Annotated in this window: 12 protein-coding genes; 7 read left to right on the top strand and 5 right to left on the bottom strand. The window is 60.2% G+C overall.

The genetic code is table 11. The features are described from left to right. Positions 1–39: 39 nt before the first annotated feature. The 3 genes from JIN84_RS19810 to JIN84_RS19800 all read right to left on the bottom strand — a co-directional run bounded on the left by JIN84_RS19810 (position 40) and on the right by JIN84_RS19800 (position 1,505). Entirely contained in the window at positions 40–354 is a 315-nt protein-coding gene (locus JIN84_RS19810) for a hypothetical protein (RefSeq protein WP_200352804.1), read from the bottom strand. Next, a complete protein-coding gene (locus JIN84_RS19805) occupies positions 351–587 on the bottom strand; it encodes a hypothetical protein (protein WP_200352803.1) in 237 nt (78 codons plus the stop codon). The genes JIN84_RS19810 and JIN84_RS19805 overlap by 4 nt, the downstream gene beginning before the upstream one ends. Positions 588–716: 129 nt before the next feature. Next, entirely contained in the window at positions 717–1,505 is a 789-nt protein-coding gene (locus JIN84_RS19800; protein ID WP_200352802.1) for a ParA family protein, read from the bottom strand. A gap of 119 nt (positions 1,506–1,624) precedes the next feature. Here JIN84_RS19800 and JIN84_RS19795 point away from each other — a divergent pair, with 119 nt between their 5' ends. Genes JIN84_RS19795 through hisH form a run of 4 tightly spaced genes read left to right on the top strand, consistent with a single transcriptional unit; the run spans position 1,625 to position 6,137 of the window. Beyond that, positions 1,625–3,814 (top strand): DUF255 domain-containing protein, encoded by a 2,190-nt coding sequence (locus JIN84_RS19795; RefSeq protein WP_200352801.1) that lies wholly within the window; start codon positions 1,625–1,627, stop codon positions 3,812–3,814. Positions 3,815–3,852: 38 nt separating this feature from the next. Next, positions 3,853–4,908, top strand: a complete 1,056-nt coding sequence (locus JIN84_RS19790) for a PTPDL family protein (protein ID WP_200352800.1) — start codon at positions 3,853–3,855, stop codon at positions 4,906–4,908. 24 nt (positions 4,909–4,932) lie between these two features. Continuing rightward, the gene (gene hisB, locus JIN84_RS19785) at positions 4,933–5,526 is read left to right on the top strand and encodes an imidazoleglycerol-phosphate dehydratase HisB (protein WP_200352799.1); all 594 of its coding nucleotides are present in this window, start codon (positions 4,933–4,935) and stop codon (positions 5,524–5,526) included. Then, a complete protein-coding gene (hisH, locus tag JIN84_RS19780; protein WP_200352798.1) occupies positions 5,523–6,137 on the top strand; it encodes an imidazole glycerol phosphate synthase subunit HisH in 615 nt (204 codons plus the stop codon). Before hisB ends, hisH begins: the two co-directional genes overlap by 4 nt. Positions 6,138–6,311: 174 nt before the next feature. On the opposite strand, the gene JIN84_RS19775 is transcribed toward hisH, so the two are convergent. Then, the gene (locus JIN84_RS19775) at positions 6,312–8,279 is read right to left on the bottom strand and encodes a fumarate reductase/succinate dehydrogenase flavoprotein subunit (protein ID WP_345714441.1); all 1,968 of its coding nucleotides are present in this window, start codon (positions 8,277–8,279) and stop codon (positions 6,312–6,314) included. A 40-nt stretch (positions 8,280–8,319) separates the two neighbouring features. Beyond that, positions 8,320–9,102 (bottom strand): succinate dehydrogenase cytochrome b subunit, encoded by a 783-nt coding sequence (locus JIN84_RS19770; RefSeq protein ID WP_234043581.1) that lies wholly within the window; start codon positions 9,100–9,102, stop codon positions 8,320–8,322. Positions 9,103–9,252: 150 nt separating this feature from the next. Here JIN84_RS19770 and JIN84_RS19765 point away from each other — a divergent pair, with 150 nt between their 5' ends. The 3 genes from JIN84_RS19765 (at position 9,253) to JIN84_RS19755 (ending at position 12,183) form a co-directional block, all read left to right on the top strand. Then, positions 9,253–9,948 carry a 3-keto-disaccharide hydrolase gene (locus tag JIN84_RS19765; protein ID WP_200352795.1) on the top strand — a complete coding sequence of 232 codons (696 nt, stop codon included), beginning with the start codon at positions 9,253–9,255 and terminating at the stop codon, positions 9,946–9,948. A 69-nt stretch (positions 9,949–10,017) separates the two neighbouring features. After that, positions 10,018–10,581: a YdeI/OmpD-associated family protein gene (locus tag JIN84_RS19760; protein WP_200352794.1), complete on the top strand. Its 564-nt coding sequence runs from the start codon at positions 10,018–10,020 to the stop codon at positions 10,579–10,581. A 165-nt stretch (positions 10,582–10,746) separates the two neighbouring features. Continuing rightward, complete coding sequence (locus JIN84_RS19755) at positions 10,747–12,183, top strand: circularly permuted type 2 ATP-grasp protein (protein ID WP_234043580.1); 1,437 nt, start codon at positions 10,747–10,749, stop codon at positions 12,181–12,183. The last annotated feature ends 5 nt before the right edge of the window (positions 12,184–12,188 follow it).

Raw genomic sequence — 12,188 nt, 5'->3', positions numbered from 1 at the left:
AAAGGCGGGAACTTAAGAACCTTGTGCATCATCCGCCCATCAGGTTCCCCCCGGCAGGGCGACAACTTCGGCAAGCGCCTGCATGACAGCTGCCACAGCTTGCGGATCCAGTGAATCAGGGACCACCGCTCCGAGAACCAGGCATCCGAGCGCGGTTTCCACAGGAATGACTTCCAGGGTGGATGTCGCGCTGATTTTCACATGCACATTGCCGGCAGCCGTTCCCTGGCGGCGGGAGGACAGGGCCAGGCTGCGGGCGAGGAAGTGCAGTCTCCCGTGATGGCTTTCGTCGTAGATGACTTCGCCCTCCCGATCCAATATGAAGATGCCGGATACAGCGAAATGATGTTTCATCCAATCCCGGAAGAGTGCGACGCGGTCGAGTAACTCGCTCTGCGGGGGAGCTGTATTTTCCAATCCCGCAGGAGCAGGAGCTGGAGCAGGAGCAGGAGCAGGAGCAGGAGCAGGAGCAGGAGCAGGAGCAGGAGCAGGAGCAGGAGCAGGAGCAGGAGCAGGAGCAGGAGCAGGAGCAGGAGCTGGAGCTGGAGCTGGAGCTGGAGCTGGAGCTGGAGTGCGGCCGGCATCATAGCCGACGAATCCATCGTCAAATCCGAGGTCCTCGGCCGTCACCGCCGGGTCACGGTGCGGCGTCATGAGGTGGTCGGCGAGGCGGCGGACTTCTTCGGGGTCCACCCATGGGAAGATCGGGTCCATTGTCAACGGGTCGGGGGATTGCCGCCTTTCGATTCGAGCTTGGCTTCGACTTCCGCGCGCAGGGAATCGAAGACGATCTGGGCTCCGGCACCATCCTCAAGCACGCCGACGGGCAGTCCGCGGGCGCTGGCTCGCACAAAGAGCCCGTCGCGCGGTATCTGGGTCTGGAAGACCATTTCCGGTGGCAGAAGCTGTCGCAGGGCGGCCGCGGCCTCGGTGCTTTCGGCGAGTTCCTTCTGCACCATGGTGAGGCAGACGCCGAGCACCCGGAGCCGGGGATTCATCACACGCAGCCGGTTGAGTCCTTCGAGAAGCTTGGGAGCGGAGCGGATGCCAAGCGGTTCGGCCTGCTGGGGAATCATCACTGCGTCGCTGGAAGCGATGACATCGCCACTGATGCCGAAAAGCCCGGCGGCGGTGTCGATGATGCAGAGATCGAATCCCCGGGCCGCGGCGCTGCGGAGGAATCCCCGGACCCTTGCCAGGTGGGCTCCCACGCCACCGCCGCCTGTCTCGTAGTCGCTGGCCTGGCCGCTTGCCACGAGTGAAAACGTTTCCAGACGGGTAGGCACCACAAGACGGTCCAACGGAATGCCCGGGTCCGCGAGATAGTCGTAAAATCCGGTCAACAGGCGGGACTGGCGGGTGAGGGACAGTCCGACCGATCCCTGGGGATCCGCGTCGACAAGCAGTGTCCTGACGCCTGCCCGGGCGAACGAGTGGGCGAGGTTGATTGAGAGGGTGGTTTTACCCACCCCACCTTTTTGACTGGAAACGGCAATACTGATCACACTGAGCGGGGAATTGTTCCGCAACGTTAGCTTCGGCTTGCCACATCGGAAGTCTTTTCTTCAATATGGGGGTGCCACGGGAGTGATCATTCCCTTGTCGAGCGCCCTCACCACTCATCATGAAATCCAGATTTCCCCTCGGTTCATCCGCGCTTGCCGTGGTTTTATGTGCGATCGCGGCAGGTTCCGTGAGCTGCCGCAAGCCCAAGGAGGGAGGAACCGCCGCGCCCAATGTGGCCTCCCGACCGGTTGGAACCGTCGACGTATCGCTGACCGCCAACAATATCGGTTCCCTGCCGGGTGCGTTCTATCAGAATCAGGCCGCGTCTCCCATCCACTGGCAGCCATGGACGAAGGAGACGCTTGGTCTCGCGAAAGCGGCGAACCGGCTGATTTTCGCGGTGGTCGCCCTCCCGCAGCAGATGGGATTTCAGAAAGTGCTCTCCAGTCTGGCCGCGGATGAGAAACGTGTCTCGGAAATCAACTCGAACTATGTTCCTGTCCTGATCGACGGCGATGCTTCGAGGGAAATGGGGCTTCTCACGGCGGATCTCTGCGTGGAGATCAAGCGCGGGCTGCAACTTCCGCTGTTCCTCTGGATGTCACCCGAGGGAAATCCCGTCGCTTGGATTCCCGTGGACCGCAATGCGAACGTGGAGGAGCTCTTCGCCCATTCCCACACGATGGTCAGCCGCATGTGGGCGGATGATTCCTCCTATGTGGAGAAAAACAGCGCGATGGACAACGTGAACCGCCGTGAACGGTTCGCCCTGCGGAAGAACTCGAAGGTGATGAGCCAGGAACCCGGGCCTGACTCCGTACGGGCGCTTCGCCAGCTTACTTCGCTGTATGACCCGGTGTCCCGTAATTTCGATGGAACGGGCGGGCTTTTCCCCGCGGGGGCGCTTGACCTGCTTGCCACAGCGGCGGTCCATCCGGGCCTGTCTCCCGAGGTGAGGGCCAAATGTCTGGACACCACCCGGGAGTTGCTGGCGGACCTGTTACCCAGCGCGATGTTCGATCCACTGGAAGGGGGACTCTTCATTTCCCGGAGGGGCGACAGCTGGGCGCTGCCTTCGTTTTCAAAAAATTGCGCCACACAGGCGCGTGCCGCCGTGGCCCTGATCAACGCGCACCGGGCCACGGGAAATGCGGTGGCTCTGGAAAAGGCGCTCGATCTCATCGCTTTCGCAGAGGCCGCCTATCAGACCCCCGAGGGGCTGTTTCCAATCGGAGTTTCGGAAGAAACTCCCGCCGCCGCATGGCTGTGGAGCGAGGAGGATGTGGAAAAGGCGTTGTCGCCGGAAGACGCCGCGTGGTGGATCAAGGCGACAGGCATGAAGGGGTTGGGAAACCTGCCCTCCGAGTCCGATCCTCGTCGTGAGTTTTTCAGAAGCAATAGCTTGGGACTTGCCAAATCGGTGCCGGAGCTCGCCGCGGAGATGGGCCGGACGGTTGAAGCGTTCACCCCAAAGTTCAAGGCGGTGCGTGAAAAGCTTCTTTCGATCCGCAATGGCCGCATCGGTACCCAGACCCGCGATACGGCTTCCCATGCTCCGACCACCCTGCGCATGGTTTCCGCCTACGCCGCGGCCTTCGGTGCCACCGGGAATATGAAATATCGCGAAAAAGCCGTCTCATTATTGGAAAAATCACGCGTGGCCTTCAGTGACGGGCCCCGTCTCCGGGTTTTCTCCAAGGATGCTCCCGAGTCGGTGGGCGAGGGCAGAGCGTTTCTCTACAGCCTTGCTTTGCAGGCAGCTTTGGATGTTTCGGTGATCACTTCTGACGAAAGTTGGCTGGCGTGGTCCGAGGACCTGGCATCCACCGCCGCCGAGCTTTTCACCAGTGCTGAATTTCTCAAGGAATGCCCTGATGATGCGAAGATTCTGGATCTTCCCGTGACGGATCTCGTCATGTTGTTCGACGACTCCACGGCGGGCCTGATCTCCTTTGCCGAGTGCCGGCTGGCCGAGCGCCAGCGGCCCCTCGCCACTTCATTCAGCCAGTTGGCCACCCCGCTGCCCACCTATGCCGCGGAAAGACCCATTCTCCACACGGACCTCCTTCAGGCGACCATCGCCCGTGAATTCAAGGTTACCGTGGTCACCGGGCCGGATCTCTCGCCCGAAATGAAACTCGCCACCGAACGCATTTCTCCACGCATGGTCCAGAAGCGTCCTGCGAAATCACGGGATGAAGTTCCCGCCGGAGCTGCTATGGTCATCCTGTCCGGAGGGCAGACCCGCGTGGTTTCCACACCCGCGGCTTTGGAAGAAGCGCTCTTGCCCTTGCCGGAAAAATCATGAACCCTCTCCGGAGCAGCCACTCGAAAAAACACCCATCAATGAAATCAAAATTTTCCCTTGCCGCAGTCTGTTGCGCCACCCTGGCCCTTCCTTGTTTCGCTGAAACCTTCACACTCAAGGATGGGAGCACGTTTGAAGGCAAGATCCTCAGCGAGGAGGGAGATACTTATGTGGTGGACGCACAAGTGACCAAGAGCATCCGGGACGAAAAGCGGGTGCTCAAATCGGACGTCGTCAAGATCAGCCGCGAACAGCCGGACCTCAAGGCTTTCGAAGCCCTCGGCAAGCTGGCACCCACCCCGGACCTCATGACGGCGGAAGAGTATCAGGTGAAGATCTCCAGTCTGGAAAAGTTCCTCAAGACCTATCCTGTCGGGACCAAGACCACCGAGGTGAAGAGCGCTCTCGAGACTCTCAAGGCCGAGTTCGTCCAAATCAGCGCGGGAGGCATCAAGTTCGACGGAAAGATCATTTCCCAAGACGATTTCAAACAAAACGCCTATGATCTCGACGCCCGCATTCAGGAAGCGAAGATCCGCCGCCTCGTGGAAGCCGGACGCTATATCCCCGCTCTCCGCCAGTTTTCCGAATTCGACCGTGATTTCCGCACCAGCCTGGCCTATGCGGATCTGCAACCTCTCATCGTGAAGGTTATCCAAAGCCAGCAGGCGGAGGCCAAACAGGGATTGGCCACGCTGCCCGCACGTTTGAAAAAGCGTGAGGCGGCGTTGCAACAAATGGCCGGCGATGCCCGGACAGCGACGGATCTCGCCATCAAGGAGGAGGATGCGGCCATCGATGCCAACTACAAGGCCGAGAAGGAAGCGAAGGAAAAATGGATCACTCCCAGCCCCTATCACAAGGCTTCACTGGATGAATTTGACAAATTCTGCACCACCGAACTTACCCGGCTTGCCGCGGTCAAGACCGTCATCGCCACCGACGGTGGCTCGGCTTACCGCCAGGTTTACAACGTCGTGAACAGCGATGCGAACGCCGCGGCGGTCTCCGCCGCCATGAGTGCCGCAAAGACCGCTCTCGTTCCCGTGCGCTATCTCGCTCCGCTCGACGCCCAGGCAAAGGGCAGGAAGTGACTTTTTCCTGATTTTCCAGCATTCATGTCCACACCACGCACCGCCAGCCGCAGCCGCAAGACCGCGGAGACCTCCATCGAGCTGTCCATCGACATCGATGGCTCGGGAGTTTCCAAAATCGACACCGGCGTCCCGTTTTTCGACCACATGCTCACGCTGTTTTCGAAACACGGCCTGTTCGACCTCAATGTGAAAACCGTTGGCGACATCGAGGTGGACTCGCATCACACCATCGAGGACACCGGCATCGTGATCGGTGACTGCATCCGGGAGGCGCTTGGCACCAAGGAAGGCATCCGCCGCTACGGTTGCTGTTATCTGCCGATGGACGAGACACTCGCCCGTGTGGTTGTGGACCTGAGCAACCGCCCGCACCTGGAATTCCGTGCTCCTGCCGGAACCGCGTCCGCGCCGAACATGCCATTCACCCTTGTGGAGGAATTCTGCCGTGCCGTTTCCTCAAACCTGCGCGCGAACATCCACGTCGAGCTGTTGTACGGCCGCGACGGCCACCACATCGCCGAAGCGATTTTCAAAGGCCTCGCCCGCGCCTTGCGGGACGCCTGTGAAAAAGACCCGCGTGTGAAAGGCATTCCCAGCACCAAGGAGGCACTGTGAAAACCGGCATCATCGACTACGGCGGCGGAAATCTCCGCAGCGTCGCCAATGCGTTGCGTTCGCTTGGCCAGGACCCCGTCATCATCGCCAGTCCCGAACAGGTTGGCGACGTCACGCACCTCCTGTTGCCCGGCCAAGGCGAATTCGGCGACACCATGCGGCGTCTCGAAGAGCGCGGCCTCGCTTCGTTTCTGAAAAACTGGATCGGTGAGGACCGTCCGTATTTCGGCATCTGCGTCGGTTATCAGATCCTCTTTGACAACAGCGAGGAAGCTCCCGAAGTCTGCGGACTGGGCGTTCTCCCCGGTACGGTCCGCCGTTTCCATGACGAGCCCGGCTTGAAGATCCCGCACATGGGCTGGAACTCAGCCGCCGGCACACGTGGAGACACCCGCGTCTGGCAAGGACTCGGCGCAGATCCTTATTTCTACTATATCCACTCTTATTTCCCCGAACCCGCCGCGCCGGATGACATCGTCGCCCGGACCACCTACGGCACCCAGACCTTCGCCGGAGCGGTGGAGCGGGGGAATCTCTTCGCCTGCCAGTTCCACCCGGAAAAAAGCCAGGAAACCGGACTGAGATTGATCAGGAATTTCCTGGGGATCTGAGTGTCTGCCTGGAAGTCCAATAGGTTGGGCTGCCCGAACCGGCACTGGGCATGGACTTGCCCGGCGAGTGCTTGGAGGACTGTTCCTGGCCCGTTGGAATTTACAAATGAACAAAAGTGTCCGTCCACTTCAGCGCGGACGGACACGGGAGGCGGAATGAATTCCGCGCTCCGTTCAAGCGTAGCTCCGGATCGACGCCTTCACACTTTCGTAAACCAGTGGTTCCTTGTGCAGGGTCGGGGCCGAGTCGCCGTTGTATTGCCAGGCGGAGACGTGTGAGAAGTGCTCGTCATGGCGCTTGGCCTCGCCGGCCTGTGTGCTGCCGGAGATGACCTCGGGGTCGGTTTCGAAGAACTGGTGCTCGCTGCGGAAGTGGCCGCCGCAGGATTCCTCGCGGTCACGGGCGTCGTAGCACATGACTTCCGCGAATTCGAGGAAGTCGGCGACGCGTCCGGCCTTTTCGAGTTCCATGTTCACATTCGCACCGGAGCCGGGAATGCGGACATTCTGCCAGAATTCCTCGCGGATCTGTGGGATCTTCTCAAGCGCCTCGGTAAGTCCCTCACGATCGCGCGCCATGCCACACTTGTTCCACATCGTCATGCCGAGCTCGCGGTGGAAGGAATCAACGGTGCGTTTGCCATTGATGTTGAGGAGTTTGTTGACCCGTTCCTTGGTTTCCGCCTCGGTTTGTTTGAACTCGGGCATCGAGGTGTTGAAGGTGCCGGGCTTCTGGGTGACGAGGTAGTTCGCGATGGTCGTAGGAATGACGAAGTAGCCGTCGGCCAGACCCTGCATCAGTGCGGAGGCTCCGAGACGGTTCGCGCCGTGGTCGGAGAAATTCGCCTCGCCGAGGACGTGCAGGCCGGGGACGTTTGACATCAGGTTGTAATCGACCCAAAGGCCGCCCATCGTGTAGTGGACGGCGGGGTAGATCATCATGGGACCCTTGTAAGGATCCTCTCCGGCGATCTTGTCATACATCTGGAAAAGGTTGCCGTAGCGGGCGCGGATCGTCGCCTCACCGAGGCGCTTGGTGGCATCGCGGAAGTCGAGGTAAACACCGAGCCCGGTGGGGGCCACGCCGCGACCGTCGTCACAGGCTTCCTTTGCGGCGCGGGAGGAGATGTCACGCGGTGCGAGGTTTCCGAAGGACGGGTATTTGCGTTCGAGGAAATAGTCCCGGTCATCTTCAGCGACGTCGGCGGGAGTGAGGGTCTTCTTGCGGATCTTCTCCGCGATCTCGCGGGATTTCGGCGCCCAGATGCGGCCGTCGTTGCGGAGTGACTCGGACATCAGGGTGAGCTTGGACTGGTAGTCGCCGCTCACGGGAATGCAGGTCGGGTGGATCTGGGTGTAACACGGGTTCGCGAAGAAAGCGCCCCGCCGTGCGGCGCGCCATGCGCCGGTGACGTTGCAGCCCATCGCGTTCGTGGAGAGGAAGAAGACGTTGCCGTAGCCACCGGTGGCCAGGATGACGGCGTCTCCGGCGTGCGAGGAGATTTCTCCCGTCACCATGTCGCGCACGACGATGCCCTTGGCGTGGCCGTTGACGAGCACCACGTCCAGCATCTCGGTGCGGGGATACATTTTCACGCCACCCTTGTGGATCTCCTTTTCGAGCGCCTGGTAGCAGCCGATGAGAAGCTGCTGCCCGGTCTGGCCGCGGGCGTAGAACGTCCGGGAAACCTGCGAGCCGCCGAAGGAGCGGTTGTCGAGCAGGCCGCCGTATTCGCGGGCGAACGGCACCCCTTGCGCGACGCATTGGTCGATGATGTTGCCCGAGACCTCGGCGAGGCGGTAGACGTTGCCCTCACGCGCGCGGAAGTCGCCGCCCTTGATGGTGTCGTAGAACAGGCGGCGCACGGAGTCGCCGTCATTCTGGTAGTTTTTGGAAGCGTTGATGCCCCCCTGCGCGGCGATGGAGTGGGCGCGGCGGGGGCTGTCCTGGTAGCAGAAGCACTTCACCTGATAGCCCATTTCCGCGAGCGAGGCGGCGGCCGCGCCACCGGCGAGGCCGGAACCGACGACGATCACGGTGAATTTCCGCTTGTTCGCCGGGTTGATGAGCTTGGAGTCCATCTTGTGCTTGGACCACTTTTGCTCAAGGGGGCCGGACGGGATCTTGCTGTCGAGGACGATGGACATGGTGGGAAGCGGTTGGGAAAAGGAATTGGGGTTTTCAGCGGCCGTATCCGCAAAGGATGGCGATCGGGATGGAGACGAAGCCGATCCAGATGACGGCGGCGTAGCCCTTGGAAATGAGGTCGATGGCGGAGGCCGACTTCTTAGAGCGCAGGCCGAGCGTTTGGAAAATCGCGCCGACCCCATGGCTGAGGTGCGAGCAGAGCATCGTCATGGCGACGATGTAGAACAGGACGACGTACCAGACCGAGAAACCGTCGATGACCATCTTCCAGGCATTCTGGCGATAATCTCCGGTGGCCGCTTTGTAGGCCAGATCGGTGTAGAGGGCGGGGTTGTTGTATTCATTGCCCGCCCGGACGGTGAAATGCAACAGGTGGTAGATGACGAAGGCAAGGATCGTCAGGCCGGTCCAGATCATGATGCGGGAGGATTTGGAGGCTTGGATGGTGGCTTGGTATTCGTATGCCTTGCGTGCCGCCTTGTTCTGCCGGGTGAGAGCGATGGTCGCTGCGATGTGCAGGGCCACCGCGACGAGCAGTCCGATCCGGGCGATCCAGATTCCAGCTCCGTGGAGGAGGTGGTGGAGCAGCTGGGCGTAATCGTTGAATGCCTCCTGACCCATGAAAACCAATAGGTTGCCTGTCATGTGGCCTCCGAGGAACAGAACCAGCACCAAGCCTGTGATGGCGACAATGAGCTTTTTCCCGATGGAGGAGGACCAGTAAGTATCGAGGCAGCGGGTGATGGCGTTCATGGCAGGTTTGAATGGGCGATTGGCGACCGGGCCGGGCGAGAAATAGACAGTGCTGAAACTCATTTCAAGGGGAGACTCAGCAGGAATGGGTTTCGCCTATGAGAATGATTCAGATTCCGCATCAGCGAAGTGAAACTCCAGACAATTCATGCCCGTGTCACGTGATAAAAATTATCGAAAAACATTTTCTCTCCGCCCGGTATCCGTCTTCTGATGAAATTCCAGCTGTTCCTGCTAGCCGCCTGTTGCTCCTTCGCCCATGCCGCCGAACCCGCCCCTGACCTGAAGGCCGGCGGTTGGGTGACGCTCTCGGAAAAGGATTTCAGGAAAATCAACTGCCCGGCGGAGACGTGGCAATGGAAGGCGGAGGGCTTGCTCCACTGCACCGGCAGTCCGGTGGGCGTTCTGGGCACGGTGAAGGAGTATCGGAATTTCGAAATGTCCGTTTCATGGTGCCACCTGAAGGACGCGGGAAATTCCGGTGTCTTCCTTTTCGCCCCGGCATCCGCTCTTGAACCGCTCACGGAACCCGGCCTGCCTGGAGCGGGAATCGAGGTCCAGATCCTCGACCTCGGCTACACCGCCAGCTACGAAAAATCCTCGGGCAAAAAGGCGGACTGGTTCACCTGCCATGGCGATGTCTTCGCCGTCGGCTCCTCAAAGATGAAGCCATTCCCGCCTCTCTCGCCCAACGGCAGCCGCAGCTTTCCGACGAAAAACCTCTCCAAAGGCGTGGGGGAGTGGAACCACTACCTGATCCGTGCCATCGACGGTACCGTCCGCCTCTGGGTGAATGGCGAACAGGTGTCCGGTGGCGAAAACTGTGATCCGGCGGCAGGGTTCATTTGTCTGGAGTCGGAAGGCTCGCCGATTGATTTCAAGGATATCCGGATCCGGGAGATCAAATGAAACTTGCGGTGGTGGCTGTCATTCCGATGTTGGCGATGACTCCGGTTACCGGGATCTGTCGCATCATTCATGAAATCTCCCACATTTTTCTCCAAGGCCGGAGACTTCCGCCAGTGGCTCAAGGACAACTCGGGCGAGGCTACGGAACTTCTTGTGGGTTTCCACAAGGTGGACTCCGGGAGACCGAGCATGTCGTGGTCGGAGTCGGTGGACGAGGCCCTATGCTTCGGTTGGATCGATGGAGTCCGCAGAAGGATCGACGACACCCGCTACTCGATCCGTTTCACGCCCCGGAAGCCCGGTTCGATCTGGAGCGCGGTGAACATCGACAAGGTGGGGAAGCTCCGTTCGGAAGGACTCATGACGCCCGCGGGGGAGGAAGCGTTTTCAAAGCGGACGGAAGCCAGATCCAGAGTGTATTCCCATGAACGAGAGGCGCCCGCCGAGCTTGATCCGGCGGAACTGAGCGCGTTCAAGAAAAGCACGGTGGCATGGGAATTTTTTGAAAAGACGCCCCCTGGCTACAAGAAGGTGGTTTTGCACTGGGTGACCAGTGCGAAGAAACCCGAAACCCGGGCGGCGAGGTTCGGCAAATTGCTTGAAGCCTGCGCCGCAGGGCTGCGGCTGAGATAAGGCCCACCCGGCCGTGTGGGCTTGGGAGGCAGGGTGTTGTCCGCCGCCGTCCGGTTTTCAGAAGTCCCCGTCGCTCAGGGGCTGCCGTGCGCTCCAACGGATATTGTCATAAGGGTGATGTCGCAAAGTTGGCCCGCCGCCTGCTAAAGACGGGATATACAACCCATGGAAATGTTTAAGGGCTACGATCCCGGAAAATTCTACGACGAGATGTTCGACAGCGACGGAGCGGTGAGAAGTCATTGCGCCCGGCTGTTGGAGAAATTCGAAAAGGTCGACCAGCGGGATTTCCTCGCTCGGAAAGCCAACTCGGAACTCTACTTCCTTCGCCAGGGCATCACGTTCAACGTCTATCACGACAATCAAGGCACCGAGCGGATTTTTCCGTTCGATCCCATCCCGCGCGTCATGCCGGCGAGCGAGTGGGAGCATCTGGAGGCGGGGTTGACCCAGCGCATCGTCGCCTTGAATCTTTTCCTCCACGATATCTACCACGACCAGCAGATCCTCAAGGATGAGGTGATCCCACGGTTCTACATCGAGCAGGCGAAGCACTATCGTCCGGAGTTCCGTGGTGTGGATGTGGCGGCCGACACCTACATCCATATCTGCGGCAGCGATCTCATCCGTGGGGCGGACGGTGTTTACTACGTTCTTGAGGACAACGGCCGCTGCCCGTCGGGAGCTTCCTATCTTTTGGAAAACCGCAACGCCCTGAAGCGGGCCTTTCCGGGTATTTTCGACTCGGTCGGCGTGCGTCCGGTGGACTCCTATCCACGCGACCTGCTGAACATGCTGCACCACATTTCGCCCCGGAAGGACGGCGATCCCGTCTGTGTGCTGCTCACACCGGGTTGCCACAACAGCGCCTACTTCGAACACTGCTACCTCGCCCGGGAGATGGGTATCGACATCGTGGAGGGCAAGGACCTCGTGGTGCTGGACAAGTTTGTCTACATGCGGACCACCAAGGGGCTCGTGCGGGTGGATGTGATCTACCGCCGCATCGACGACGATTTCATCGATCCGGTCGTCTTCCGCAAGGATTCGGTCCTTGGTGTGCCCGGCCTGATGAACGCCTACCGTTCCGGCAACGTCTCGCTGGCGAATGCCGTCGGCACCGGCGTGGCGGACGACAAGGTGATCTACTACTTCGTACCGAGGATGATCGAATATTACCTCGGCCAGAAACCGATCCTGCCGAACGTGCCGACATTCCTTGCCTCGGAGCCCGAGGACTTGAAATACATCCTCGCGAATCTCCCCGAGCTCGTCGTGAAAGCCGCGAACGAATCCGGTGGCTACGGGATGCTCATGGGACCGTCCGCGACCAAGGAGGAGATCGAGAAGTTCCGCGAGCTCATCATCGCCGATCCGCGCAACTACATCGCCCAGCCGGTGATCTCCCTCTCACGCTCGCCGACTTGGTGCGAGGGTGCCATGGAAGGGCGGCACATCGACCTGCGGCCCTACATTATCTATGGCAGCGACATCAAGATCGTGCCGGGCGGCCTCACGCGCGTCGCCCTGACCAAAGATTCACTCGTAGTAAACTCCTCCCAAGGCGGTGGAAGTAAGGATACCTGGGTCCTCCGCCATTAGAAAAT

The sequence above is a fragment of the Luteolibacter yonseiensis genome (assembly GCF_016595465.1).
GTDB classification, from domain to species: Bacteria; Verrucomicrobiota; Verrucomicrobiia; order Verrucomicrobiales; family Akkermansiaceae; genus Luteolibacter; species Luteolibacter yonseiensis.
Note: the sequence above shows the minus strand (reverse complement) of the source record. Positions and strands in the feature narration are given on the sequence as shown.